This window comes from Maricaulis sp. ABE4_448 (assembly GCF_056160825.1).
This window is the reverse complement of sequence record NZ_JBSWXX010000001.1, coordinates 230486-254884: the sequence shown is the minus strand read 5'-3', so window position 1 is coordinate 254884 and position 24399 is coordinate 230486. Positions and strand designations below refer to the sequence as shown.

Sequence of the window (24399 nt, the reverse complement as noted above, 5' to 3'; positions counted from 1 at the left end):
CCCTCTACTAGCCACGCGCTCCCCCTCGGCTGGCTCCGGCGACATTCTTCGACGGCGGCACGGCGAGATCAACCCCTGGTTCGGAGCAATGAAAACATTCCCGAACATTGCGGCCCACGGCTGCCCTTTCGGCACCCTGGCAAAGAAAAACCCCCGCAGCGCCGGCCGCGGGGGTTTCCAACCCGGAAAAAAGATCCGTCGCCTTATTCGGCTTCGGCTTCTTCCTGAACTTCTTCGCCGGTCTCCTGGTCGACAACTTTCATCGACAGGCGGACCTTGCCGCGATCGTCAAAGCCGAGCAGCTTGACGTAGACTTCCTGACCTTCGGCCACGACGTCGGACGGGTGCTTCACGCGCTCGCTCTTCATCTGCGACACGTGGACGAGACCGTCCTTCGGGCCGAAGAAGTTCACGAAGGCACCGAAGTCCATCACCTTGACGACCTTGCCCTTGTAGATCTGGCCTTCTTCCGGTTCCGCGGTCAGACCGTGGATCCAGTCGAGAGCAGCCTTGATCGAGGCACCGTCGGAAGAGGAGACCTTGATCACGCCGTCATCATTGACGTCGACCTTGGCACCCGTCTTCTCGACGATTTCCCGGATCACCTTGCCGCCCGAACCGATCACGTCACGGATCTTGTCGGTCGGAATGGTGATGGTCTCGATACGCGGTGCAAATTCGCCGAGCTCGGTGCGGGCTTCGCCCAGCGCCTTGCCCATCTCGCCGAGGATATGCATGCGGCCGCCCTTGGCTTGTTCCAGGGCCGTCGTCATGATGTCTTCGGTGATACCGGCGATCTTGATGTCCATCTGCAGCGACGTGATGCCTTCGGACGTGCCGGCGACCTTGAAGTCCATGTCGCCCAGGTGATCTTCGTCACCCAGGATGTCGGACAGGACGGCAACGCCTTCGGGATCCTTGATCAGACCCATGGCGATACCGGAAACCGGACGCGTGATCGGCACACCGGCATCCATCAGGGCCAGCGAGGCACCGCACACCGTGGCCATGGAGGACGAGCCGTTCGATTCCGTGATCTCGGAGACGAGACGGATCGTGTACGGGAAGTCTTCATGGTTCGGCAGGACAGCCCGCACCGCACGCCAGGCCAGCTTGCCGTGGCCGATTTCCCGGCGACCCGGAGCGAGACGGAAGGACGTCTCACCGACCGAATAGGGCGGGAAGTTGTAGTGCAGCAGGAATTTTTCCTTGTAGGTGCCGGTCAGGTCGTCGATGAACTGCTCGTCCTCGCCGGTACCCAGCGTGGCCACGACAAGACCCTGGGTCTCACCGCGGGTGAACAGCGCCGAACCGTGCGTGCGCGGCAGGATGCCCGCTTCCGACACGATCGGACGAACCTGGTCGAGCGAACGGCCGTCGATCCGCTTGCCGGTCTTGATGATGCCGCCGCGGACGATGGAGCTTTCCACCGACTTCAGCACATCCTTCAGAACCGTGCCCGGGATACCGTCGGGACGCTCTTCGGTCAGGGCCAGCTCGGCCACAGCCTTTTCCTTCGCCGCGCCAACCGCTGCATAACGCTCGGTCTTGTCGGTGATGGTATAGGCCTTGGCGAGGTCGGCTTCGACCAGTTTGCGAACCTTGGCTTCCTCGGCCGAGTAGTCGGCCGGCTGGTAGTCCCAGGGTTCCTTGGCAGCTTTTTCGGCCAGCTTGATGATCATTTCGATCACCGGCTGGAAAGCCTTGTGGCCGGCCATGACGGCGCCCAGCATGATTTCCTCGGACAGCTCCTTGGCTTCCGATTCCACCATCATCACGGCATCGGTCGTGCCCGCGACCACCAGGTCGAGCTCACTGTCCGCAACGTCGTCGACATGCGGGTTGATGACGTATTCGCCGTCGATATAGCCGACGCGCGCTGCGCCGATCGGGCCCATGAAGGGCAGGCCGGACAGGACCAGCGCCGCCGAGGCGCCAACCATGCCGACCACGTCCGGATCGTTTTCCATGTCATGCGACAGGACCGTGATCATCACCTGGACTTCGTTCTTGAAGCCCGGTGCGAACAGCGGACGGATCGGACGGTCGATCAGGCGCGAGGTGAGGGTTTCCTTTTCGGTCGGACGCCCTTCGCGCTTGAAATAACCGCCAGGAATTTTCCCGGCGGCGAAGTATTTCTCTTGATAGTTCACGGTGAGGGGGAAGAAGTCCTGCCCCTCTTTCGCGGCTTTGACACCGACGGCGGTGGCAAGGACCGTGGTCTCGCCATAGGTCACCATGACCGCGCCGTCTGCCTGCCGGGCGACCCGCCCGGTTTCGATGGTGAGCGGACGACCCGCCCACTCGATCGTTTCTTTCTGAATATCGAACATATCGTCTTTCGTACGGATGTGGTCGCGGATCAGCGGCGCAGACCCAGCTTCTCGATAAGCGCCGTGTAACGCGCTTCGTCTTTATTCTTCAGGTAGTCGAGAAGCCGGCGACGCTGGGAAACCATCTTGAGAAGGCCGCGACGCGAGTGGTTGTCCTTCTTGTGGCTCTTGAAGTGCTCGGTGAGGTTGGCGATCCGTTCGGTCAGGATAGCCACCTGGACTTCGGGCGAACCCGTATCCGTGTTGCCGCGAGCATTGTCCTTGATGAGCGCGGTCTTGCGCTCTTGCGTAATCGACATCGTGTTCTCCTAAAACTCGTTATGTCGCCCCGGTCACGGGGTGAGGTTGAAAACGCGCCAGGGCTGGAATTTTCCGGCTCTGGCGTCGCCGATCGCAACTGCCTGATCCTTGCAGGTTGCCAAAGCCGAGAAGCTGCAGTCCCGACCCGCAATCGAGAGCGGGCGTCGCTGCGTTTTCAGCTCTTGCGCCTGACGCGGGAGCAGGACGATCGAGCGTCCTTGCTTCAAGTGGAAGGCTTCCTCCTCGGTCACGGCCAGGGCCGGGATGTCGTCCAGCGCGGTCTGAACCGGGAGCAGAGCTTCCGAAGCGGCGCCCTTATGGGCCATTTCTTCCAATACGTCCAGTCTTGTGGATTCAGCCTCATCGAAACGTCCGACCCGGATCCGGCGAAGCGCCGCAACATGCCCCTCCGTGCCCAGCGCGAAGGCCAGATCGCGGGCCAGGGAGCGCACATAGACACCCTTGCCGCAGCGCATCTCCAGCACCGCCATATCGGACGACGGGCAGTCCATCAGGCTCAGCGCTGAGACGTGCACCTGGCGGGCCTCCAGCTCCACGGCCTCGCCGTCGCGGGCGAGGTCGTAGGCGCGCTCGCCATCCACCTTGATCGCGGAATAGACCGGCGGCACCTGTTCGATATCGCCGATGAAGCCGGCCAGCGCCGCCTCGATTGCCCCGCGATCCGGGCGCACATCCGACGTGGCGACAATCTCGCCCTCGGTATCCAGCGTATCCGTGCGCTCGCCCCATTTCACCGTGAAACGGTAGATCTTCTCGCCCTCGACGGCGAAAGGTACGGTCTTGGTCGCCTCGCCCAGCGCGATCGGCAAAAGGCCCGAGGCCAGCGGATCCAGCGTGCCGGCATGGCCGGCCTTCTTCGCATTGAAGATGCGGCGTACGGCCGAGACGGCCTGGGTGGAGGTCATGTCGAGCGGCTTGTCCAGGACGATCCAGCCATGGACGTCCAGCCCCTTGCGGCGACGGGCCATTTAAGTCTCCTTCTTTCGCCGGGGGTCGGACCCGGATGCGCAAGAGCGGTTTGAAAGGGCGGCGAGGCTAGTCCTCTTCGTCGCCGGGATGATCGTGTGTGAGGTCCTGCTTCACCTGCGGCCGCGACAGCAATTCGTCGACATGGCTGGCCGTGTCGAAACTGTTGTCGGGATGGAAGTTGAGCTGCGGCGTGAACTTCATGTCGATCTCGCGCCCCAGCTTGCCACGCAGATAACTGGCAGCGCGGTTGAGGGCTCCGGCCAGACGCTCCTGATCGCCCTGGCCGAGCGGGGCGACATAGACTTTCGCCTGGCGCAGATCCGGGCTGGGCCGCACCTCGGTGACCGAGATCAGCACGCCGTCCAGGTCCGGGTCGCGCAATTCCTCGCGGGCGAGGATGTCGACCAGCGCATGACGGATAAGCTCGCCCGCGCGCAGCTGGCGCTGCGAGGGACCTTTGGTTTCGTTGCGATTTTGATGCCTGGCCATGACGCGCTCCATCGGTTCGGGTCCGGGGCGCGGGGGTGTACGCCTCTTGCCGCCGCGATGCAAGACATGCGGCGGGCTTCCTGTCCAATCCGTCAGAAAGCTCGCCCGGACGTGAGTGGCCGCCATCACAGTCTTCGGGCAGAACATATCGGGGATCATCAGACACGAGGGATAGAATGAAAACCATCATGGCGGCAGGCCTCGTCCTGCTTCTGGCCAGCACGGCCCAGGCCCTGGCGGAGGACGCCGATAGCGGCGAAAACCGTGCGACCTTGTCCCCGGAAGCCCTGGCACGCGCCTATATGGCGCACTACAGCGCCGCCGACTGGGACGGGATGGAGCGCTACCTCGCGGAGGATGTGGTGTTTTCCGACCCCACCGCGCTGGGTGAGGATGCCGGCCCGGACGGTCACCGGTATGACGGCCGCGAGGCCATCATGACGGCGCTGCGCGCCTTCGACGAACGCTACAACCCCGTCGAGCTCGGCTTTGAATGGGACACCGTGTTTGAAAGCAATGACCGCGTTGTCTTCATGGGCCACGTCAACGCCCGTTACCCCACGGGCGAACCGGGCCAGCATTTCCGCTGGCGGGCCGAACAGGTGACGGTCATCACGGTGCGGGACGGCGAGATCGTCCGGCAGGATGACTTCGCCAATTATGCAGCGCCGCAGACGGGTCTGGTGCCCGCAGAATAGTTCCGCTCAACCGGCCGGCCGACAGAGAGGCCGATACAAGACGGGGCGGCCCGGCAGGCCGCCCCGTTTCGTCAGGTCATGGAGAGCCGGACGATCAGTCCAGCTTGCGGGCGATCTCGACCACTTCGAAACACTCGATCTGGTCGCCCTTCTGCAGGTCGTCATAATTCTCGAAGGCCATGCCGCACTCGATGCCGCTCTTGACCTCGGGAACCTCGTCCTTGAAGCGTTTGAGGGTCTTCAGATGGCCCTCGTGCAGCACCGTGTCGTCGCGCAGCAGGCGCACGCCGCAGCCACGCTTCACCACGCCTTCGGTCACGCGGCAACCGGCGACCTTGCCGACCTTGGTGATGTTGAACACTTCCAGGATCTCGGCGTAACCGATGAAGTTCTCGCGCTTCTCCGGCGCCAGCATGCCTTCCATCGTGTTTTTCACGTCGTCCAGCACGTCGTAGATCACCGAATAATAGCGGATCTCGACACCTTCACGCTCGGCCAGCTCGCGGGCCTGCTTGTTGGCGCGGACATTGAAGGCGAAGACCGGAGCACCGGACGACTTGGCCAGGAGCACATCGCTCTCGTTCACACCGCCGGGGGCAGCATGGACAACACGGGCGCGGACCTCGTCATTGCCCAGCTTCTCGAGCGACTGCTTGATCGCCTCGGCCGAGCCCTGCACATCCGCCTTCACCAGCAGCGGCATTTCCTGGGTCTTGTCCTGCTTCAGGCGCGCCATCATCTGCTCGAGTGACGCACCGCCGCCACTGACCGCACCGGCCGCCTGACGCTCCTTGCGCTGGCGGTAGTCGGCGATCTCGCGGGCCCGGGCCTCATTCTCGACGACGGCGAAGACCTCGCCCGGTTCCGGCGCGCCGGCCAGACCGAGTATCTCGACCGGCACGGACGGTTCGGCGGAATCGAGCTGCTGGCCGCGTTCATTGACGAGCGCGCGCACACGGCCCCACTGCGAACCGGCGACCACGACATCACCGCGCTTCAGCGTACCGCGGCGCACCAGCACCGTGGCCACCGAGCCGCGGCCCTTGTCGACCTGGCTTTCGATGACGATGCCTTCGGCGGCCCGGTCGGGATTGGCCTTCAGGTCGAGCAGTTCGGCCTGCAGGTTGATCGCCTCGGTCAGCTCGTCGAGACCTTCGCGCTTCTTGGCCGAGACATTCACCGACTGCACGTCACCGGACATGGCTTCCACGACGATCTCGTGCTGCAGCAGGTCGGTGAGGACCTTTTGCGGATTGGCATCCGGCTTGTCGCACTTGTTGACCGCCACAATAATCGGCGTACCCGCCGCCTTGGCGTGATGGATCGCCTCGATCGTCTGGGGCTTGACGCTGTCATCAGCCGCCACGACCAGGATCACGATATCGGTCGCCTCGGCACCGCGCGAACGCATGGCCGAGAAGGCCGCGTGGCCCGGCGTGTCGAGGAAGGTGATCTTCTCGCCGCCCTTCAGCTGCACCTGGTAGGCACCGATATGCTGGGTGATCCCGCCCGCCTCGCCGGCAGCCACATCGGTGGCGCGCAGCGCATCGAGCAGCGAGGTCTTGCCGTGGTCGACGTGACCCATGACGGCGATGACCGGCGCACGCGTGACCTGGCTTTCTTCCGGATCGTCCTCGGCGATGAAGCCTTCTTCCACATCGGACTCGGAGACGCGCTTCACGATGTGGCCGAAGTCCTCGACCACCAGCTCGGCCGTATCGGCATCGAGCACATCGTTCACGCGGACCATCTGGCCCTGTTTCATCAGGTATTTGACGACGTCGACAGCGCGTTCCGCCATACGGTTGGCCAGGTCGGACACCGTAATGGCTTCCGGGACGACCACATCACGGGCGATCTTGTCACGGCCGGCACCGGTATCCTGGCGGCGCTGCTTTTCACGCTCGCGGGCCCGGCGCACCGAGGCGAGCGAACGCTGCCGCTCCTCGTCGCCATCGACGATATTCTGGATCGTCAGCTTGCCGCGGCGGCGATTGTCAGTCTTGGCACGGGCCGGCTGGGCCTTGGCCGGACCGGGACCGGCACTGCCCTTGCGCTTGACGCGGCCACCCATGGCCTCGAGGGCCGAGGCGGCATCCTCGCCATCACCCCGGCGGTCGCGGCGCGGTTCGTCCTTGTCCTTGGCCGGCGCTGCCTTGCGGCGCGGCTCGTCATCGGTGCGCGGCGTGTCCTGGGCCGCCAGATTGGCGGCCTCTTCCTCGGCCTTGCGGCGCGCTTCCTCTTCAGCCTTGCGGCGAACCTCATCCTCGGCTTCGCGCGCTTCACGTTGCTCGCGCTCGCGCTGTTCCTCGAGGTGACGCTGTTCGTCAGCCGCACGCTGGGCGCGCTCCTCGGCTTCCTTCTTCTTCAGCGCATCGCGATCAGCCGCCTCGGCCCGGGCCCGGGCGATGGCGCGCTGACGGGCAACCAGTTCCTCTTCGGACAGGCCGAGCTGGCGCGCCTTGGCCGCAAGCGCGCTTTCGCCGCCCCTGGCCGCGCCGCCGGCGCCCTTGCCGGACCCTTGAGCCCCGTCCTTGCCCGGTGTCGCCACACGCTTGCGCTTCTTCTCGACCACCACGGCCTTGGAGCGTCCGCGCGCAAAACTCTGCTGCACGGTGCCGGAGCCGGATCGGTTCAAAGAGAGCGGCCGGCGGCCGGACTTGTTGTCGTCTGCGTCGCTCATGCGAGCCTTCCAAATCGGCTTTCGTTCCACGTTCCGCCCCGGTAGCCGAATGCCGGTGCGGCGCACTGTTCAAACCTGCTCGTCCGGTCTGAAGGCTCGCTAAACTAGCCAGCTTAGGCCCGGACGCAACCGCGAAGGCGGTTCATTTCGCATCTGCCGCGAGACCCGCCCCGTGCGGGTCGAGCGGCCGGAAGCCCGAGAGCTTCCGCATCACCGCCGAAAAGGCCCGCGCCTGCGGTCCTTCCGACAAGGAGGCATGGACCACCGGACCGCGCCCCAGCGCCAGACCGATGACCTCCGCCTCGAAACACCCCGCCACCGGGACATCGCCCCAGGCTGCGCGTGCCAGCCGGTCGAGTTTCGACCGGCCATCCGCCGCCCCGTCCGACGCCTCGATGCGCCAGGCCGGGCGGGCGGCCTTGAGGGCGAGACGCACCGCGTCCTGCCCCGCTGCAAGTTCCCCGGCCCGGCGCGCCAGACCGATCAGGTTCAGCGCACGCTCGGCCAGAAGCCGTTCAAGGGTCCCGGCGAAACCCTCCGGAACCGTGACCGGACCGCCAAAGGCCCGGTTGAATGCCTTGCGGGCCACCGCCCGCTCCACCGACGCACGGTCGGCGGAAACCCAGGCGCCGCGGCCCGGGAGTTTCGCGGCCAGGTCGGGCACCACGCTGCCATCGGGCGCAAGGGCGATGCGGACCAGATCCGCCTCATCCCTCACCTCGCCACTGGCAACACAGCGCCGTTCACGCGCCTGGCCGCTGGCAGGAGACCTAGTCAGTCTCCTTCTCCTCTTCGGCCGCCTCGTCGAGATCGAGGCCCAGGGCCTCGGCCTCGGCTTCAAGAGCCTCCAGGTCCATGTTCTCGACGTCGAACACGCCGTCGTCCTCGTCGTCAGCCTCGACCTCTTCGACCGCCGGCTGCGGCAGGTCTTCTTCGGAGATCCAGCCGGCGGCGACGCGGGCGCGCATGATCATCATCTCGGCATCTTCGGCAGACAGGTTGAAGTCTTCCAGAATGCCCGGCTCGCGCACGCGCTCGCCATTGCGGTTCTCGAACCAGCCCCGCAGGTCATCGGTAACCAGGCCGGCCAGATCGTCGATCGTCTTGACGTCGTTCTCGCCGAGCTTCACGGCCATCGGCAGTTCGACGCCCTCGATCTCGAGCACACCATCCTCGACACCCAGCTCCTTGCGCTTGGCATCCTGTTCGGCTGCCAGACGGTCGAGATAATCGCGGGCGCGGGCCTGGATTTCCTCGGCGGTGTCTTCGTCGAAGCCTTCGATCACGGCGATCTCGCCGAGGTCGACATAGGCGATTTCCTCGACGTCCGAGAAACCTTCCGTAGCCAGAAGTTGGGCAATGACCTCGTCAACATCAAGGGCCGTGATGAAGAGCTGCGTCCGCTCGGCGAATTCCTTCTGGCGGCGTTCGGACTCTTCTTCCTCGGTCAGGATGTCGATCGACCAGCCCGTCAGCTGCGAGGCCAGTCGGACATTCTGGCCGCGGCGGCCGATGGCGAGCGAGAGCTGCTCGTCCGGCACCACGACCTCGATACGCTGGTCTTCCTCGTCCAGCACCACCTTGGCGACTTCCGCCGGCTGCAGCGCGTTGACGATGAAGGTGGCCGGATCGTCGGACCAGGGGATGATGTCGATCTTCTCGCCGGCGAGTTCGGACACCACGGCCTGCACGCGCGAACCGCGCATACCGACACAGGCGCCGACCGGGTCGATCGAGCTGTCATTGGAAATCACGGCGATCTTGGCGCGCGAACCCGGGTCGCGGGCCACCGACGGGATCTCGATAATGCCTTCGTAGACTTCCGGCACTTCCTGGGCGAACAGGGCGGCCATGAAGTCCGGATGCGCCCGCGACAGGAAGATCTGCGGACCGCGGACCTCTTCGCGCACATCATAGATGTAGGCACGCACGCGCTCATTGTTCTGCAGGTTTTCGCGCGGAATGCCGTCGGCGCGGCGGATAATGCCTTCGGCGCGGCCCAGATCGATGATCACATTGCCGTATTCGACGCGCTTGACGATGCCGGACACGATCTCGCCGACACGATCCTTGTATTCCTCGAATTGACGCTGGCGCTCGGCTTCACGCACTTTCTGCGTGATGACCTGTTTGGCGGTCTGCGAGGCGACGCGGCCAAACTCGATCGGCGGCAGCTCGTCAGAGAAGACGGTGCCGATCTCGGCGGTCTTGTCGATTTTCTGCGCGTCGGCGAGCGTGAGCTCCTGGCTCTCGTTCTCGACTTCCTCGACGACCGTCATGTTACGGGTCAGCGACAGCTCGCCCGTCTTCGGGTCGATCTTGGCGCGGATGTCGTTCTCGGCACCGTAGCGCGAGCGCGCGGCCTTCTGGATCGCTTCCTCGATGGCCTCGATGACGATGCTCTCGTCGATCGATTTCTCGGCAGCGACCGCACGGGCGATCTGCAGCAGCTCGAGCCGGTTGGCGCTAACACCAATGCTCATCGGGCAATCCCTTTTGCCGTAAACAGCGACATCATTCGTCTCCTTCAGTCTGCGCGGGCGCATCACCACCGCGCGCTTTCAAATCCGCCTCGATCAAGGCGTCCGTGAGTACAAGTTTGGCATCCGCGATCCAGTCGAACGGGATCAGCGCCGTGTCCTCTTCGCCGTCCATGTCGAGGAGGACATTGCCGTCCTCGACACCGGCCAGCATGCCGCGGAAGCGCTTGCGGCCTTCCACCATGCGGTCCAGCTCGATCTTGGCCTCGTAACCGTCCCAGCGCGCAAAGTGCGCCAGCGTGGTCAGCGGCCGGTCGATACCCGGAGAGGATATCTCAAGATCATATTCTCCGGAAACCGGATCCTCGACCTCGAACACGTCGGACAGGCCGCGCGACAGGCGCGCGCAGTCGTCGACATCCACCCCGGTGCCGTCCAGCCGGTCGGTCATGATCTGAAGGCGCTGCTTCTTGCCGGACATGACGCGTACACGCACGATTTCCAGGCCGAGCCCGGCAGCCACCGGGTCGGCAAGCGCGAGAATGCGGGTGTCTTGCGGGGTCTTCGTCTTCAAGGGACCCGTGTCTCCATCAACAAAAAGAGCGGCCGCCGGAAGCGACCGCTCGATAGCATCATCCGATGCGATCGAACATGTAATGATGGGTTTATACGCCTGGCAGCACGAATTGGCAAGAGATGTACGCAATACCGCGACGCCTGTTCCGGCGCGGCCCTTTAGCGCTCTTGCGGCATCCCGCCCGGATCCCTGATTGCGTCCGGCGGCAATACATCGGAAAACAGGCTGGATGCTGCAGACGTTTCTGACAATCGCCTACGCCATTGCAGCCGGATCCATCGGCTTTGCACTGGCCATGGCTCTGGCAAGACCCGGCCAGCGCGGCGACCGGGTCTTCTTTTTCTGCATGGCGCTGATCGCCCTGCTCGTGCACGTGCTCGGCCAGCTCCTGCTGGTTTCCGATGCCTACCGGCTCGCCCCGCACCTTGTGGGTCTGGACCTGTCGATCAAGACGCTGCTCGGTCCCGCCGTCTTCTTCTACACCCGCTCACTGATCTCGCCGGAGAAGCCCGGCTTCGGCGGGCTCGACTGGCTGGCATTTCTCGCCCCGGCGCTGGTCATTCTTGCCAGCCTGCCCTTCGCAGGCCTGAGCGCCGAGGAGAAGCTGGCCCTGGCCGATCCGGCAACCCGCAATCCCGAGCATTTCAGGATCGCACTCTTCACCTGCACTGCATCGCTGGCCCTGTTTCTCGTCTCCACGGGCGTCTATCTCGTCGGCGCCCTGCGGCTGCAAATGCGGCACCGGCACGAGATGATGGACGCCTACGCGAATATCGAGCGCCGCTCCCTGGACTGGCTGCGCACTCTTTTGCTCGTCTTCGCCGGCGCCTGGATGTTCTTTGCCGTCAAACAGGCGCTCTGGCTGAGCGGCAGCTCGGTACCCGCCTTCAACGTGGTGCTGGCCTTCATCGAATCGCTGGCGATCGCGGCCTTCGCCTATCTCGGTCTGCACCAGCCCGCCCTGCCGTCCGGAAAGACGGCCGCGGCGGACGCGCCGGCGCGCCGCCCCATCCTCTCCGAACAGCGCATGGGCAGAACCGCTGCCAAGCTGATAACCGCGCTGGGCACCGACAGGCTCTATGCCGATTGCGACCTCTCACTGCGCAAACTGTCCGATGTCACCGGCGCCACCAAGAACCACATCTCGGAAACGCTTTCCCAGCATCTCGGCGTCAATTTCTTCGACTTCGTGAACCGGCATCGCGCCGACGAGGCCCGGCGCCTCCTGGCCGAGACCGAGCTGAGCATTCTGGAGATCGGGCTGGAGGTCGGGTTCAACTCGCGCTCGACCTTCAATGCCGCCTTCAAGAAACATGTCGGCACGCCCCCGAGCATCTATCGCGCCCATGCCCGCGAGATCGGGCCGGATGATCCGGCGAAACCGGAGAAACCCGCCCCGGTCATGTCCGAATAGCCCCATCCGGACGACACGCCACCACGTTCCCGTCAGCTTCAGGCGGCCGGCGCTCGAGACCGGCCTGGATCACTGATTTTGACGGGGGCGCAACGCCATGTCTTCCACATACCCTTCCGACACATCCCAGCGCCGCATGGCGCGGCTGGCCGGGTTGTCCTATGTCATCTACAGCGCAACGGGGCTCTACATCACCTTCGGCCCCATTCCCGCGCTCAGCGTCCTTGGCGATGCCGATACGACGTCGCAAACGCTGGAATTCCTGTTCCGGACCGGGCTTCTCGCCGAGGCGGTTCTGTACACCTTTGTCTGCGTGTCCGCCGCGGCGATGTATGCCGTGCTGCAATCGGTGAGCCGGGGCACAGCGCTGGTCGCCGCTTTCTGCCGGCTGGCCGAGGGCGCCATGGGCGCAACTTTCATCCTCTTCAAATACGCCGTCTTCGCCGCGGTGGTGAACCCGGAGCTGACCGCGGGCTTCTCCAGCGAGCAAAGCGCGTCCCTTGTCGCGCTGCTTCGCGACATGGCGGGCTCGGCGATCTATTTCCTGCTGATCCCGATGGCGGTGGGCGGTGTGCTGTTCTTCAGCCTGTTCTGCCGCGCGGGCTACCTGCCGCGCTGGCTGGCCGGCTGGGGTGTCGTCACCTATCTGGTGATCGGCAGCGTGGCCGTGCTGGTCATTCTCTTCCCCGCCCTGGAAAGCCGGGTCATGCTGTTCTTCCTGCCCGGTGCCCTGTTCGAATGGGTCGCTGCGCTGTGGCTGCTCTTCGCCGGCATCAGAACCCGCGGCGCGGCCGTAAAGCCTGCCGCAAGCACCTAGCGCACCGTTGAAGGGCAGCCCGCCCCGACGCCATGACCTCGCCCGCGCGCCATGACCCGGGGCACGGGCGAGGCCGGCAGGAAGGCGTCCCGGCGGGAGGGTCAGATCCGCACGAAATCCATAAACACCGGCGCGCAATCGCCCAGGCCCTTGGTCTCGTAGCGTGTGGTGATGTGGTCAGCGGGAGCGGTGCGCCAGTCATCGGCTTTTGAAGCCTGCCAGACAAAGCGGTCATCCTGCCGGAATTCGCTCATACAGTGGTCGGCATAGGACTTCACATCCGTGGCAATGCGCAGCTGGCCACCCGGTTTGAGCAGGCGAGCAAAGGCGTCGCGCGTGGTCTGCTGCACAAAGCGGCGCTTGGCGTGGCGCTTCTTGTGCCAGGGGTCCGGGAAAAGCAGGAAGATCCGATCGAGACTGGCATCGGCAAAGCGCGGCAGCAGCTCGCGCGCATCGGCGCGGGCCAAGCGGACATTTTCCAGCCCCTGCTCGTCGATATAGGTCAGCGCCTTGGCGACGCCGTTGAGGAAGGGCTCGATGCCGATAAAGCCTGTGTCCGGTGCACGGGCGGCCTGGGCAGCGAGATGCTCGCCGCCGCCAAAGCCGATTTCCAGCACCTGCCGGCGGCAATGCGGTAACAGGACAGCCGCGTCCACCGGCCCGCTTTCAGGCAGGCCGATGCGCAGCAGGAGATCGTCCACCAGCCCCTGCTGGCGTGCCGAGAGCGGCTTGCCCTGGGCACGGCCATACAGGCGGAATTCCGGTGCGTCCGGTTTCGCGGTCTTGCTCATGCGCGGGCATTTAGCGGTTTTGCGACCGCTTGGCATCCCTTGCGTCGCAGACCCGCCGCATCATTGCGTGAGCGCGCCCTCACCGGCCTCGCTCGCCAGCGTGCGGACCAGTTCCAGAACGCGCCGCCGGACCTTGGAGTCCTGGATGCGCGAAAAGGCTTCGGCCAGCGACACCCCGTCGGCGCTCTGGATGAAGTCGTAGACAACGGGCGTCTGGTCGCCTTCCGCCATGCCTGTGGCGGCCGATCGCTCGCCCAGCCCTTCAAAGAAGAACTGCACAGGCACGTCCAGCACGCGCGACAGCCGGTAGAGCCGGCTGGCGCCGACGCGGTTGGCGCCGCGCTCATATTTCTGGACCTGCTGGAAGGTGACACCCAATTCGTCACCGAGCTTTTCCTGACTCATCTTGACCAGTTGGCGGCGCAACCGGATCCGAGCGCCGACATGGACGTCGATCGGGTTGGGGCCTCTGGGATTCGCCTTGGGCATTCAATTACCTCATTACCGGTTTGCCACCCCGCGGTGCCCCAATGACGCTAGCACAACCCTTGCGTGATTTCACATCACTTTCAGTTCATGTTCGCATCGACAGCAGTCGGACCACCGCCCGGCGGCGCAGAATCAGCACGCCGGCCAGCACTGTCAGGATGACAATCCAGACCGGCACATCGCCCCACCACCCGTATAGAGGAACGCCGATGGGCCGCGGAAGGTTCACATCATGAACACCTTCCTCACCCGGAGGAATTTCCACCCCGGTCCGGCCATGCGCATCGACCACGCCGGACACGCCCCGCGCAGCGGACCGGATCATCGGCACACCCGTCTCGATCGCCCGGTAACGCGCCTGGTTGAAATGCTGCCGTGGACCGGCCGTCACCCCGAACCAGGCATCGTTGGAAATATTCAGCAGCCAGGCCGGCCGGTCAGCCACGGCGTGGACGAAGCCGGGGAAAATGGCCTCGTAGCAGATCAGCGGCATCACCGTCGGCGCGCCGGGCAGGTCCAGCGTTGTTGCACCCGGTCCCGGCGTGAACTGGTAGCGCGCAAACTCGTCCAGCCCGACCGCACGCAGAAGGCCGGTCAGCGGCACGATCTCGCTGAACGGCGTGAGCCGCACCTTGTCGTACAGGCTCTCCACCCGTGGCGACCCATTGGCAAAACGCAAGCCAACCAGGGCGTTGTAATAGGCATACTCGCCATTCTCGGCTTCAGCCCGCCGGTTGATGCCGGCGACCAGGGTCTGGCCGGCACGCAATTGCTGGCCGATCAGGGCGAGCGTCGCGTCGTCTTCCAGCATGAAGACGGGCAGCGCACCTTCCGGCCAGATCACATGGGTGACATCCGCCAGCCCCGGCGCACCGGTCAGTTCGATATAGCGGTCGCGCGTCATGGCAGCCCCGCCGGGAGCCCATTTCGCGCGCTGCGGGATATCGGCATGAACCAGACGCAGCCGGATGTCCGGCTGATAGCCCGCATCGGCACCGGACAGGCGCAGCGCTCCGCCGCACAGCACGATCAGGCCAATCACCGCGCCGGCCATCACCGGCGCCAGGCTCGCAAGGCGCAGGGGCCGTCCGATCGCGGCCGCCGGCGACGCCAGCACGAAAACCGTCAGGAAGGACAGGCCGTAAATCCCGAACCAGGCTGCCGCCTGGCTCATCGCCCCGCCGGCCGGCCAGGCATAGCCGGGCAAGTTCCAGGGCAGGCCGCCGAACAGATGCCCGCGCAGCCATTCGGTCACGGTGATCACGGCGGCGAGGACCAGCACCCGCCAGGGCAGACGCGGTGCGATCCAGGCCTGCAGCACACCAGCCAGCCCCCAGAACACGGCCAGCATCGCGGCAAAGGCCGGCACGGCCAGCGGCACCATGAAGCCATAGCCTTCGCCACGCGTCAGGAAGGCAAAGGCGATCCAGTAGGTGCCGGCGAGGAAATAGCCGAGGCCGAAGACGAAACCGCGCAGGAAGCCGGCCAGGGTGCGTTTGGGGTGACGCCGGGCACCGTCCAGACTCCACACCAGCACGCACAGGCCCACCGCAAGCGCCGGCCAGAGATGCAATGGCGCCATCGCCGTCGCCGACAGGGCGCCGGCCGCGAACACCACGGCGAGATGCGGCCAGCCCTGACGGGCGGCCAGCCAGGCCCGCGGACGCCAGAGAGCGAGCCGGCGCCAATTCATGATGCGGGTCCGGCTCCCTCTGCCGGCGGCGCGGCCGCGGGCTTGGGCTTGCGATGCGCGGCGCGCACGCGCATCCGCTTGATTCGGCGGCTGTCGGCCTCGATCACCTCGAACTCGTAGCCGGTGGGATGACGGATCACTTCGCCGCGCTCTGGCACCCGGCCGATCAGGGTGAAGACCAGCCCGCCCAGGCTGTCGACATCCTCGTCCTCGTCCTCGGCGGCAATTTCCTCGCCGACGACCGCTTCGAAATCGTCGATCTCGGCCCGCGCATCGACATCCCAGACGCCGGGACCGCGGGCGAGGATGGCCGGCGAATCCTCGTCGTCATGCTCATCCTCGATATCGCCGACAATCGGTTCGATCAGGTCTTCCAGCGTCACCAGACCATCGGTGCCGCCATACTCGTCGACCACCAGCGCCATGTGCATGCGGCGTCCCTGCATGCGGCGCAGCAGATCGCTGGCGCGCATGGAGGGCGGGGCGAAGAGGAGCGGGCGGCTGATGGCCGGCAGGATCTGTTTTTGCAGCCAGCCGGGCAGACGCTCGCCATCCTCGCTCGGGGCGAGATGGCCGACCACGTCCTTGATGTGAGCGACCCCGACCGGATCGTCCAGCGTTTCCCGGTAGATCGGCAGGCGTGAATGGGCGGCTTCAGCGAAGCGCTGCGCCAGCTCGTCGAGCGGGGTGGAAACCTCGACGCCGATAATGTCGGCACGCGGTACCATCACGTCGGCCACACGCAGCAGATCAAGCGCATCCGCCTCGATAGAGAGTTGCGGCGCAGCCGGAATGGCCGGTGAGGCCACGGCTTCAACAGGAGTTTGACCGCTTTTACCCAGAATGCGCCGGAACCAGGAGCGGCCCTCCGGGCCCGGCGTGGTAGGATTGTCAGCCATTGTGTCTTCGATCGGGAAATTGTCGCTCAGGCGGCATAGGGATCAGCCACCCCCAGTCTGGCCAGCGCACGCCGCTCCAGACCTTCCATGATTTCAGCCTCGTCATCATCCTGATGATCATACCCCTGCAAGTGCAGGAATCCATGGATGATAAGATGCCGCAGATGATCGGCGAACGCGATTTCGCGCGCCTGCGCCTCACGCGCCACAACACCGGCGGCCAGGGCAATGTCGCCGAGATGATTGTCAGCATGACCGCCGGAGGGGAAGGAGAGCACATTCGTGGGGCCTTCCCGGCCGCGGAATTCGGCATTCAGGGCCGCCACGGCGTCGTCGCCGGTGAGCAGGATCGCCACCACGCCCGGGCTGCGTTCGTCGAGTTCTTCGCAGACAGCTTCAAGCGCTTGCTCGGCGAGACGGGTCTTGCCCTCCAGCCCGTTCCAGGCTTCATCCTCAACGATCAGGTCGACAGCGTTCATCGGTCCGGTTTCGCCGTGCCGCTTACACGGCGCGCATCGTCCTCATAGGCTTCCACGATCCGGGCCACCAGATCGTGCCGGACCACATCAACACGCGAAAACCGGCAGATGGCAACACCCTTCGTCTCAGACAGGATGCCCAGGGCATGGCCAAGGCCGGACGGTTCGCGCGGATGCAGGTCGATCTGGCTGGGATCGCCGGTCACCGCCATGCGCGAACCTTCGCCCAGGCGGGTCAGCACCATCTGCATCTGCGGCTTTGACGTGTTCTGCGCCTCGTCGACGATGACAAAGGCGCGATTGAGCGTGCGGCCGCGCATGAAGGCGAGCGGCGCGACCTCGATCCGGCCATCCTCGCGCATCTTTTCGAGCTGATGACGCCCCAGCGTGTCGGCCAGCGCATCCCAGACCGGCAGGAGATAGGGATCGACCTTCTCGGTCAGATCGCCCGGCAGAAAGCCCAGCTTCTCGCCGGCCTCGACGGCGGGACGGGTGATGATCAGCTTCTCGACCTTGCGCTGGACCAGCAGCGAGGCGCCATAGGCGACCGCCAGCAGCGTCTTGCCGGTACCGGCCGGGCCGACGCCGAAGATCAGGTCATAGGCCGTGTCATTCTTCAGCGCGCGTACGTATTCGCGCTGGCCTTCGGTGCGGGCGATCAGGCTGGAGCCGCGCGGCACGCGGATCACGCCATCCTCGTTCTCGCCGGCGCGCTCGTCAGTGTCGCGCAGGCGCAGGGCCGCGCGCACGGCGGCCTCGTCACAGGTCAGACCGTGTTCCAGCGAGGCATAGAGCCGCTTGAGCACATGCTTGGCTTCGTCGCGCGCCGCACCGTCGCCAGCCGTGATGACGATCTGGCCCCCGCCGGGCGCCGACAGGCGCACACCCAGTTCCTGCTCGATCAGGATCAGGAAGCGGTCGCCGGCGCCGGCCATCCCGCGCAGGCGTTCCTTGTCGTCGAAGAAGACCGTTTCCGAGGCTTCGCGCCGCGGCTTGGTGGCCCGGTTACGGGGCGGTGTCTTGGCTGAACTCACGCCGCGCTCCGTTCTCCGCCCGCCAGACGCCCGGCCAGCGCATTGCGGCTGGCGCGTTCGATAACGACCTGGCCGATATGGCCGATCATTTCGGCCGGCGCCTCGACATGGACGGCCTGCAGATAGGGGCTGCGGCCATGCAGCTGTCCGTCCTGGCGGCCGGGCTTCTCGAACAGGACCGGCAGGGTGCGCCCGATCTGGCTTTCATTGAAGGCGACCTGCTGGGCGTTGAGCAGATCCTGCAGCACGCCCAGGCGCTCGCCTTTCACGGCCTCGTCGATCTGGTTGAACATCGCGGCCCCGGGCGTGCCCGGACGGCGCGAATACTTGAAGGAGAAGCAGGAGGCGTAATTCACCTCGCGCACCAGATCGAGGGTCGCCTCGAAATCGGCATCGGCCTCACCGGGGAAGCCGACAATCATGTCGCCGGAAATCGCGATGTCCGGCCGGGCCGTCCGCAGGCGCTCGATGATGGCGATATATTCCGCCGCCGTGTGCTGGCGGTTCATGGCCTTGAGGATCTTGTCCGAGCCTGCCTGCACCGGCAGGTGGAAATAGGGCATCAGCTTGGGTTCGTCGGCAAAGGCCGCGATCAGGTCATCATCCATGTCGCGCGGATGCGAAGTGGTGAAGCGGATGCGCTCGATACCGCCGATCAGGGCGATATGACGCACCAATTGCCCCAGACCCCAGGGTCCGTCCGCCTCGCGGCCGGACGGCGGCGCGCCGTGGAAGGCATTGACGTTCTGGCCCAGCAGCGTGACTTCGCGCACGCCCTTGGCGGCCAGACCGCGCACTTCGGCGACGATCTGGTCGACCGGGCGCGACCATTCCGCGCCGCGCGTATAGGGCACGACACAGAAGGTGCAGAACTTGTCGCAGCCCTCCTGCACGGTGACGAAGGCGGAATAGCCCTCGACCTGGCGCTCGCCGGCCAGACGGTCGAACTTGTCCTCAACCTCGAACTCGGTATCCAGCGCCTCGCCGCGGGCGCGGTGCGCCTGGGCGATCAGTTCGGGCAGCTTGTGATAGGTCTGCGGTCCGACGACGAGATCGACGACCGGTGCGCGTTTCATGATTTCAGCGCCTTCGGCCTGGGCAACACAGCCCGCCACGGCGATCGTCATGCCGCCGGATGCCGCCTTCTCTTCCTTCAGCGGCCGCAGGCGGCCCAGCTCGGAATAGACTTTCTCGGCGGCCTTCTCGCGGATGTGACAGGTGTTCAGGATCACCAGATCGGCGCCATCGGGCTCTTCCGCCGGCTCGTAGCCAAGCGGGGCCAGCACGTCTCTCATCCGTTCGGAATCGTAGACATTCATCTGGCAGCCGTAAGTCTTGATGAAGAGACGTTTGCGCGTCGAACTCATGAAACCTTCAAAACCGCATCCGGCGGTTCACCCAATCAGCGTCATCCGGCCCGCGGCCGGGAAGCGGGGCGTTATGATGGAAATGGGGCCGATAGGCAAGGCCCGCAAGACTATTCCGCCTCTGTGGCCGCAACCGGTGAAGGTTCGCTTGCCGGTGTGGTTTCGTTCGCACGCCCGTCATCGGAACGGCGCGCGATACGTGCACCAGCCAGGGCGAGCACAGTCAGCAAACCCGCCAGGAAGAAAGCCGCTCCCGGAATACGGGCCGGCGCCGCCTCGTTCGAGAAATAGTTGAAAAGCGGCGACATCAGTAGCGGCCCGAAGATCATCGACAGGCTCTGCAGGCTTGTCATGGCGCCTTGCAGCTCGCCCTGTGCATTGGGCGGAATGATCCGCGACATCACACCCTGCAGGGCCGGCTGACCGATCCCGCCCAGGGCCCCTGCAACGATAATCGCGTAGATCATCCAGCCCTGACTGGCCAAACCGTAGGCGACATAGGCGACCGAAGCCAGGAGCAAGGAAAGGGTGATCGCACGCCACTCGCCCAGCTTCGGCACGAGAATTCGCGTCAAGCCGCCCATGACAATAGCGGACGAGATTCCGACAGCCATGAGAGACAGGCCGATATCGCCGGAATCCCAGCCATAGCGGAAGGCGGCATAGTAAGACCAGGTTGCCGGGAAGACAGCATGACCCACGAGCATCAGGAAGACCGCGCCCATCAGGCCTAGCACTGCGGGATACTTGCGAATCTGCATCAGTGCGCCGAACGGGTTGGCGCGGGACCAGTCGAACCGGCGGCGGTTCTCCGGCGCGAGCGATTCCGGCAGAACGATCAGCCCGTAAAGGAAGTTGATTCCGGCGAGTGTCGCCGCCGCCAGGAAGGGCGCACGCGGACCGAACCAATCACCGAGATAGCCGCCGATCATCGGACCGAAGGTGAAACCGAGGCCGAACGCGGCACCGATCATACCAAAGCGCCCGGCCCGTTTTTCCGGTGGTGTGATGTCCGCGATGAAGGCATTGGCCGTCGAGTAGCTGGCCCCGAACAGGCCCGCCAGCAACCGGCCGACCAGCAACAGCCAGAAATACGGCGCGAAGCCCATGATGAGATAGTCGATCGTGAATCCGGCCAAAGCCGCCAGCAAGACCGGCTTCCGGCCGAACCGGTCCGACAGCGCTCCCACCACCGGTGCACAGACAAACTGCATGGCCGCATAGGAGATGATGAGTACCATCCCCAGCAGCACAGCCTCATTCGCCGGCAGACCCGTCAGCTCATTGATCAGATCCGGCATGACGGGAATGATCAACCCGAAGCCGATCATGTCGATCAGCACGGTAATGAAGATGAAGAAGATGGCGTGCTTGCCGGGCTTGCGGGCGGACATGACGTCTCCTGCGGGAGGCGGACGCCCTAGTCCTCGGCGCCCTTCAGAGGCACGCCGTAAAGCTCCAGACGGTGATCGACAAGCTTGTAGCCCAGCTTGCGCGCGATCGCTTCCTGCAGGCGTTCGATCTCTTCGTTGACGAATTCGACCACTTCACCGGACTTCAGGTCGATCAGGTGGTCGTGATGCTCGTCGCCGACTTCCTCATAGCGCGACCTTCCGTCGCGGAAGTCGTGCCGCTCGATAATGCCGGCTTCCTCGAACAGGCGGACCGTGCGGTAGACCGTGGCCAGCGAGATCCGCGGATCTTCCGCCGACGCCCGGCGATGCAGCTCTTCGGCATCCGGATGATCGTCGGAAGACGACAGCACACGGGCGATGACCCGGCGCTGATCAGTCATGCGAAGTCCCTTCGCGATGCAGATCTGTTCGATACGGTCAGGCATCATCGTCCTCGTCCTTGTTACCGCAGAGATAGGCGTTCACGCCGGGGTTTGTCCATCTTCGCGCAGCCATTTTTCAAGGACAAGCGCATCGGTCCCGTCCGCATAATAGGCCTTGCGCAGCCCCACCTGCCGGTAGCCGGCCCGGGCATAGAGTCTTTGCGCCGCCGTGTTGGCGACAGAAACCTCGAGGAACACCCTGTTACAGCCCGCCTGCGTCAACCCGTCCTGGGCGGCGGCAAGCAATTGGCCGCCGCGGCCGGAGACCCGGGCGTGCGGCGCAATCCCGATGGTCAGGACTTCCGCCTCGTCGAGCGCCTGGCGCACGACAACCAGGCCCCGCGCCTCGCCATCCCCGCGCAGGATCAGCGCCGTCACGCCGGCCGTCTGCAAGAGCGAGGCGAATTCGCGTTCCGACCAGGCGGCGGCAAAACAGGCCGCGTGCAGGGCGGCCAGCTCGCCGGCGGCATCCGGCGCGGCACGCTCGATGGCGACGCTCATGCCGGCTCGATCCCGCCCGGCAGCTTGGCGTCCGGCGGGCGGGCATAGAAGGGCGAGGCCGGCGCCTGCGCCGGGTCTGCTTCGGCCACCAGGTCGAGCAGGGCGTGAAGGTCAAGCGCGGTGACGTCGCGAACATTCATGCCGGCGGGATCGACAAGCGCCGCCCCCGGTCCTGTGAGGACAAGACCGTCCAGAGCCAGGGCTTCGAGGTGCGCAGGCACCGCATCGACGGTGAGACGCTGCGGCCCGGAGACATCCGGTCCGGCCCAGACCTGCAGGATGACCTCGCCGCGCTTGGCGTCGTGCAGGACTGCCAGGGGCCGCACGTCCTCAAGCTGGCGGGCAATCACGGCGAGATTGCCGATGCCGACCGCTGCCGCACCGGTCGCCAGGGCAAGACCGCGGGCGAAGGCCGTGCCAACACGGGTGCCGGCAAAACTGCCCGGACCGATCGTGACACCTATGCGCGACAGCTCGCCGGGCGTGATACCGGCATCAGCCAGGATCTGCTCGACCATCGGCGCCAGGCGCTCGGCATGGCCGCGGCCGATCCGCTCGCAAAGGACACGGTCCGGCCGGCCACCAGCGCGCAGCGCGACAGCACAGTCCGGACCGGTGGTATCGATGGCCAACAGGGTCATGCCAGCCCTTTAGAGGATTTTCGCGGCCTCGTCGAAGTCCAGGCGCGGCAGGCGCGGAAAGAGGTTCTTCGTCGTGCCATAGCCCAGATTGATCAGGAAGTCGGATCGCCAGGTCTTCATCTCCGGATCGTCGAGGAAGAATGCCTTGTCCAGACCGTCATTCTCGAACCCGGTCATCGCGCCGGTATCCAGGCCCAGCGCGCGGGCCGCGATGATCAGGTAGGCGCCCTGCAGCACGGCATTGCGCTTGCCATTGTCGAGCGTGGAGGCCGGAGCGGTGAACCAGTCCCGGGCACCGGGATTGTGCGGCATCAGCTGGGGCACCTTGTCGTAGAACTCCGTATCCCAGGCGAGCACCACCGTGACCGGCGCCTTCATGGTCTTGGCCCGGTTGCCTTCGGACAGGTGCGGTTCCAGCCGGGCCTTGGCTTCGGGCGTTGTCAGGAAGAGGAAACGCGCCGGTGAGGAGTTGGCGCTGGTGGGGCCCATGCGAACCGTGTCGTAGAGCTGTTTGAGCGTCTCGGCCGGCACGGGGCGGGTGTCGTCGAAATCATTATAGGTCCGGGCGTCCAGCAGGATCTGCTTCAGCGCGGCCTCGCCAATCGGATCGTTATGGGTGGGCTTGCTCGACAATTCGTCGGCCATGGGGTCGCTCCTGTGCGAATAACCAGTTTCGCCGGAACATAATCCGGGCGAACTGGCTTTTGAATTTCCCAGATGGAAAAAGTCTTTCTGGTGGACGGAAACCGTTATTCGACGGCTTCGACACCCTGGATTTCGGGAATGTAGTGGCGCAGCAGGTTCTCGATCCCGGCCTTCAGCGTCATCGTCGAGGACGGGCAGCCCGAGCAGGCGCCGCGCATGCGCAGGCGCACGAGCCCGCTGTCGGCGACATAGGAATGGAACAGGATATCGCCGCCATCGCGCGCCACGGCCGGGCGGACGCGGGTGTCGATGAGATCGATGATCTCCTTCACCACCTCGGCATCGGCGCCATCGTATTCAGCATGGTCGACCCCGCTCTGCGACGTTTCGAACAGCGGCCGGCCGGACTGCAGACCGTCCATGATCGCGCCCAGAAGGAAGGGCTTGATATGGTCCCACTCATAATCATCGGTCTTGGTGACGGCGACGAAGTCCTCGCCGAAAAACACACCGCTCACCCCGTCGACCAGGAAGAGGTCGGCCGCCAGCGGCGACGCCTCGGCGTCCTCGGCATTCTCGAATTCCCGCGGCTGATCGGGCGAGATTTCCCGGCCCGGCAGGAATTTCAGTGTGTTGGGATTAGGCGTGGCTTCAGTCTGGATGAACATGGTTCGGGTCTCCTGCCCGTCACTTGGCCCACCCGGCCGTGGCTTTCAACCATGATCGGCGTGTGGGTTTCACACCAGCGCGTCAATTTCCGCCGGATCCATGTCACCGGGCACCACGGTCACGGGCACCGCACGGCTGTCGAACAGGCCGCGGCCGCGCGCCAGTGCGGTGACCAGCGGACCGGGACCTTCGCTCGACGAGGACGCCGCCAGCACCAGAAGCGAGATCAGCGGATCTTCCTCCAGCAAGCGGGCCAGCACCGTCAGCCGGTCCCCCTCGCGCAACAGCAGTTCCGGCCGCTCGCCGGTCACCGCCTCGGCATCCTCGGCCATGGATTCAAGCAGCGTCTCGGCGGCCGTTTCCGCTTCGCGCTTGGCGGTCTCGGCGACGCCGATCCAGTGATTGAAGTCGCTGGGCTCATGCGTTGCCAGTATGGCGACATGAGCACCGGTCGACACGGCGCGGCGGGCGGCGAAGTAGAGTGCCGTCCGGCACTCATTGCTGTCGTCGGCCACGACCAGGAATTTTCGTGAGCTCTGAGGCATGGGAACGGAGTTTGGCGTCTCACGGGCG

General features: G+C 65.1%; 25 protein-coding genes. 3 read left to right on the top strand and 22 right to left on the bottom strand.

The genetic code is table 11. The features are described 5' to 3' along the window. Positions 1 to 203 precede the first annotated feature (203 nt). The 4 genes from pnp to rbfA all read right to left on the bottom strand — a co-directional run bounded on the left by pnp (position 204) and on the right by rbfA (position 4112). Positions 204 to 2333: a polyribonucleotide nucleotidyltransferase gene (pnp, locus tag ACXAJV_RS01290; protein ID WP_475081025.1), complete on the bottom strand. Its 2130-nt coding sequence runs from the start codon at positions 2331 to 2333 to the stop codon at positions 204 to 206. A gap of 29 nt (positions 2334 to 2362) precedes the next feature. Beyond that, positions 2363 to 2632, bottom strand: a complete 270-nt coding sequence (gene rpsO, locus ACXAJV_RS01285; protein ID WP_475081023.1) for a 30S ribosomal protein S15 — start codon at positions 2630 to 2632, stop codon at positions 2363 to 2365. A gap of 33 nt (positions 2633 to 2665) precedes the next feature. Beyond that, positions 2666 to 3622 (bottom strand): tRNA pseudouridine(55) synthase TruB, encoded by a 957-nt coding sequence (truB, locus tag ACXAJV_RS01280; RefSeq protein WP_475081020.1) that lies wholly within the window; start codon positions 3620 to 3622, stop codon positions 2666 to 2668. A gap of 67 nt (positions 3623 to 3689) precedes the next feature. Next, positions 3690 to 4112 (bottom strand): 30S ribosome-binding factor RbfA, encoded by a 423-nt coding sequence (rbfA, locus tag ACXAJV_RS01275; protein ID WP_475081018.1) that lies wholly within the window; start codon positions 4110 to 4112, stop codon positions 3690 to 3692. A gap of 176 nt (positions 4113 to 4288) precedes the next feature. Between rbfA and ACXAJV_RS01270 the strand changes: the two genes are divergently transcribed. After that, a complete protein-coding gene (locus ACXAJV_RS01270; RefSeq protein ID WP_475081015.1) occupies positions 4289 to 4810 on the top strand; it encodes a nuclear transport factor 2 family protein in 522 nt (173 codons plus the stop codon). Positions 4811 to 4904: 94 nt separating this feature from the next. Here the strand turns inward: ACXAJV_RS01270 and infB are convergent, their stop codons facing one another. The 4 genes from infB to rimP form a co-directional block, all read right to left on the bottom strand. Further along, positions 4905 to 7493: a translation initiation factor IF-2 gene (gene infB, locus ACXAJV_RS01265; protein WP_475081013.1), complete on the bottom strand. Its 2589-nt coding sequence runs from the start codon at positions 7491 to 7493 to the stop codon at positions 4905 to 4907. Positions 7494 to 7635: 142 nt separating this feature from the next. After that, complete coding sequence (locus ACXAJV_RS01260) at positions 7636 to 8334, bottom strand: RNA-binding protein (RefSeq protein ID WP_475081010.1); 699 nt, start codon at positions 8332 to 8334, stop codon at positions 7636 to 7638. Continuing rightward, positions 8264 to 9976, bottom strand: a complete 1713-nt coding sequence (nusA, locus tag ACXAJV_RS01255; RefSeq protein WP_475081008.1) for a transcription termination factor NusA — start codon at positions 9974 to 9976, stop codon at positions 8264 to 8266. Before nusA ends, ACXAJV_RS01260 begins: the two co-directional genes overlap by 71 nt. Positions 9977 to 10007: 31 nt before the next feature. Beyond that, the gene (gene rimP / locus ACXAJV_RS01250; protein ID WP_475081006.1) at positions 10008 to 10547 is read right to left on the bottom strand and encodes a ribosome maturation factor RimP; all 540 of its coding nucleotides are present in this window, start codon (positions 10545 to 10547) and stop codon (positions 10008 to 10010) included. A 232-nt stretch (positions 10548 to 10779) separates the two neighbouring features. Between rimP and ACXAJV_RS01245 the strand changes: the two genes are divergently transcribed. Both ACXAJV_RS01245 and ACXAJV_RS01240 read left to right on the top strand, forming a co-directional pair. Continuing rightward, positions 10780 to 11964: a helix-turn-helix domain-containing protein gene (locus ACXAJV_RS01245; RefSeq protein WP_475081005.1), complete on the top strand. Its 1185-nt coding sequence runs from the start codon at positions 10780 to 10782 to the stop codon at positions 11962 to 11964. Between the two features lie 97 nt (positions 11965 to 12061). Beyond that, complete coding sequence (locus ACXAJV_RS01240) at positions 12062 to 12781, top strand: DUF4386 domain-containing protein (RefSeq protein WP_475081002.1); 720 nt, start codon at positions 12062 to 12064, stop codon at positions 12779 to 12781. 101 nt (positions 12782 to 12882) lie between these two features. Here ACXAJV_RS01240 and trmB read toward each other — a convergent pair whose 3' ends face one another. The 14 genes from trmB to ACXAJV_RS01170 form a co-directional block, all read right to left on the bottom strand. Next, positions 12883 to 13572, bottom strand: a complete 690-nt coding sequence (trmB, locus tag ACXAJV_RS01235; RefSeq protein ID WP_475080999.1) for a tRNA (guanosine(46)-N7)-methyltransferase TrmB — start codon at positions 13570 to 13572, stop codon at positions 12883 to 12885. Positions 13573 to 13632: 60 nt separating this feature from the next. Further along, positions 13633 to 14061, bottom strand: a complete 429-nt coding sequence (locus tag ACXAJV_RS01230; protein ID WP_475080997.1) for a helix-turn-helix domain-containing protein — start codon at positions 14059 to 14061, stop codon at positions 13633 to 13635. Between the two features lie 85 nt (positions 14062 to 14146). Next, complete coding sequence (lnt, locus tag ACXAJV_RS01225; RefSeq protein WP_475080994.1) at positions 14147 to 15754, bottom strand: apolipoprotein N-acyltransferase; 1608 nt, start codon at positions 15752 to 15754, stop codon at positions 14147 to 14149. Then, positions 15751 to 16653, bottom strand: a complete 903-nt coding sequence (locus ACXAJV_RS01220) for a transporter associated domain-containing protein (protein WP_475080992.1) — start codon at positions 16651 to 16653, stop codon at positions 15751 to 15753. Before ACXAJV_RS01220 ends, lnt begins: the two co-directional genes overlap by 4 nt. A 26-nt stretch (positions 16654 to 16679) precedes the next feature. Next, entirely contained in the window at positions 16680 to 17132 is a 453-nt protein-coding gene (ybeY, locus tag ACXAJV_RS01215; RefSeq protein WP_475080990.1) for an rRNA maturation RNase YbeY, read from the bottom strand. Next, positions 17129 to 18166, bottom strand: coding sequence for a PhoH family protein (locus ACXAJV_RS01210; RefSeq protein WP_475080988.1), 1038 nt, complete (start codon positions 18164 to 18166; stop codon positions 17129 to 17131). The genes ybeY and ACXAJV_RS01210 overlap by 4 nt, the downstream gene beginning before the upstream one ends. Further along, the gene (miaB, locus tag ACXAJV_RS01205) at positions 18163 to 19533 is read right to left on the bottom strand and encodes a tRNA (N6-isopentenyl adenosine(37)-C2)-methylthiotransferase MiaB (protein WP_475080986.1); all 1371 of its coding nucleotides are present in this window, start codon (positions 19531 to 19533) and stop codon (positions 18163 to 18165) included. Before miaB ends, ACXAJV_RS01210 begins: the two co-directional genes overlap by 4 nt. Before the next feature lie 110 nt (positions 19534 to 19643). Next, the gene (locus ACXAJV_RS01200; protein WP_475080985.1) at positions 19644 to 20927 is read right to left on the bottom strand and encodes a TCR/Tet family MFS transporter; all 1284 of its coding nucleotides are present in this window, start codon (positions 20925 to 20927) and stop codon (positions 19644 to 19646) included. A gap of 26 nt (positions 20928 to 20953) precedes the next feature. Then, the gene (locus ACXAJV_RS01195; protein ID WP_475083266.1) at positions 20954 to 21373 is read right to left on the bottom strand and encodes a Fur family transcriptional regulator; all 420 of its coding nucleotides are present in this window, start codon (positions 21371 to 21373) and stop codon (positions 20954 to 20956) included. A gap of 36 nt (positions 21374 to 21409) precedes the next feature. After that, entirely contained in the window at positions 21410 to 21871 is a 462-nt protein-coding gene (rimI, locus tag ACXAJV_RS01190; RefSeq protein WP_475080983.1) for a ribosomal protein S18-alanine N-acetyltransferase, read from the bottom strand. Next, the gene (gene tsaB, locus ACXAJV_RS01185; protein ID WP_475080979.1) at positions 21868 to 22512 is read right to left on the bottom strand and encodes a tRNA (adenosine(37)-N6)-threonylcarbamoyltransferase complex dimerization subunit type 1 TsaB; all 645 of its coding nucleotides are present in this window, start codon (positions 22510 to 22512) and stop codon (positions 21868 to 21870) included. Before tsaB ends, rimI begins: the two co-directional genes overlap by 4 nt. A gap of 9 nt (positions 22513 to 22521) precedes the next feature. Beyond that, the gene (locus ACXAJV_RS01180; RefSeq protein ID WP_475080977.1) at positions 22522 to 23157 is read right to left on the bottom strand and encodes a malonic semialdehyde reductase; all 636 of its coding nucleotides are present in this window, start codon (positions 23155 to 23157) and stop codon (positions 22522 to 22524) included. 104 nt (positions 23158 to 23261) lie between these two features. Beyond that, positions 23262 to 23825: a NifU family protein gene (locus tag ACXAJV_RS01175; protein WP_271187979.1), complete on the bottom strand. Its 564-nt coding sequence runs from the start codon at positions 23823 to 23825 to the stop codon at positions 23262 to 23264. Positions 23826 to 23894: 69 nt separating this feature from the next. Further along, a complete protein-coding gene (locus tag ACXAJV_RS01170) occupies positions 23895 to 24371 on the bottom strand; it encodes a universal stress protein (protein ID WP_475080974.1) in 477 nt (158 codons plus the stop codon). Positions 24372 to 24399 lie beyond the last annotated feature (28 nt).

What these genes read in the sequence shown, in the direction of transcription:
- ACXAJV_RS01200 (WP_475080985.1), bottom strand. Translation starts at nt 20,927, where the DNA reads ATGTCCGCCCGCAAGCCCGGCAAGCACGCCATCTTCTTCATCTTCATT.
- ACXAJV_RS01175 (WP_271187979.1), bottom strand. Translation starts at nt 23,825, where the DNA reads ATGTTCATCCAGACTGAAGCCACGCCTAATCCCAACACACTGAAATTC.
- rbfA (WP_475081018.1), bottom strand. Translation starts at nt 4,112, where the DNA reads ATGGCCAGGCATCAAAATCGCAACGAAACCAAAGGTCCCTCGCAGCGC.
- rimI (WP_475080983.1), bottom strand. Translation starts at nt 21,871, where the DNA reads ATGAGCGTCGCCATCGAGCGTGCCGCGCCGGATGCCGCCGGCGAGCTG.
- tsaB (WP_475080979.1), bottom strand. Translation starts at nt 22,512, where the DNA reads ATGACCCTGTTGGCCATCGATACCACCGGTCCGGACTGTGCTGTCGCG.
- trmB (WP_475080999.1), bottom strand. Translation starts at nt 13,572, where the DNA reads ATGAGCAAGACCGCGAAACCGGACGCACCGGAATTCCGCCTGTATGGC.
- miaB (WP_475080986.1), bottom strand. Translation starts at nt 19,533, where the DNA reads ATGAGTTCGACGCGCAAACGTCTCTTCATCAAGACTTACGGCTGCCAG.
- ACXAJV_RS01240 (WP_475081002.1), top strand. Translation starts at nt 12,062, where the DNA reads ATGTCTTCCACATACCCTTCCGACACATCCCAGCGCCGCATGGCGCGG.
- ybeY (WP_475080990.1), bottom strand. Translation starts at nt 17,132, where the DNA reads ATGAACGCTGTCGACCTGATCGTTGAGGATGAAGCCTGGAACGGGCTG.
- ACXAJV_RS01170 (WP_475080974.1), bottom strand. Translation starts at nt 24,371, where the DNA reads ATGCCTCAGAGCTCACGAAAATTCCTGGTCGTGGCCGACGACAGCAAT.
- ACXAJV_RS01230 (WP_475080997.1), bottom strand. Translation starts at nt 14,061, where the DNA reads ATGCCCAAGGCGAATCCCAGAGGCCCCAACCCGATCGACGTCCATGTC.
- truB (WP_475081020.1), bottom strand. Translation starts at nt 3,622, where the DNA reads ATGGCCCGTCGCCGCAAGGGGCTGGACGTCCATGGCTGGATCGTCCTG.
- rpsO (WP_475081023.1), bottom strand. Translation starts at nt 2,632, where the DNA reads ATGTCGATTACGCAAGAGCGCAAGACCGCGCTCATCAAGGACAATGCT.
- infB (WP_475081013.1), bottom strand. Translation starts at nt 7,493, where the DNA reads ATGAGCGACGCAGACGACAACAAGTCCGGCCGCCGGCCGCTCTCTTTG.
- nusA (WP_475081008.1), bottom strand. Translation starts at nt 9,976, where the DNA reads ATGAGCATTGGTGTTAGCGCCAACCGGCTCGAGCTGCTGCAGATCGCC.
- ACXAJV_RS01270 (WP_475081015.1), top strand. Translation starts at nt 4,289, where the DNA reads ATGAAAACCATCATGGCGGCAGGCCTCGTCCTGCTTCTGGCCAGCACG.
- ACXAJV_RS01180 (WP_475080977.1), bottom strand. Translation starts at nt 23,157, where the DNA reads ATGGCCGACGAATTGTCGAGCAAGCCCACCCATAACGATCCGATTGGC.
- ACXAJV_RS01220 (WP_475080992.1), bottom strand. Translation starts at nt 16,653, where the DNA reads ATGGCTGACAATCCTACCACGCCGGGCCCGGAGGGCCGCTCCTGGTTC.
- pnp (WP_475081025.1), bottom strand. Translation starts at nt 2,333, where the DNA reads ATGTTCGATATTCAGAAAGAAACGATCGAGTGGGCGGGTCGTCCGCTC.
- ACXAJV_RS01245 (WP_475081005.1), top strand. Translation starts at nt 10,780, where the DNA reads ATGCTGCAGACGTTTCTGACAATCGCCTACGCCATTGCAGCCGGATCC.
- lnt (WP_475080994.1), bottom strand. Translation starts at nt 15,754, where the DNA reads ATGAATTGGCGCCGGCTCGCTCTCTGGCGTCCGCGGGCCTGGCTGGCC.
- ACXAJV_RS01195 (WP_475083266.1), bottom strand. Translation starts at nt 21,373, where the DNA reads ATGCCTGACCGTATCGAACAGATCTGCATCGCGAAGGGACTTCGCATG.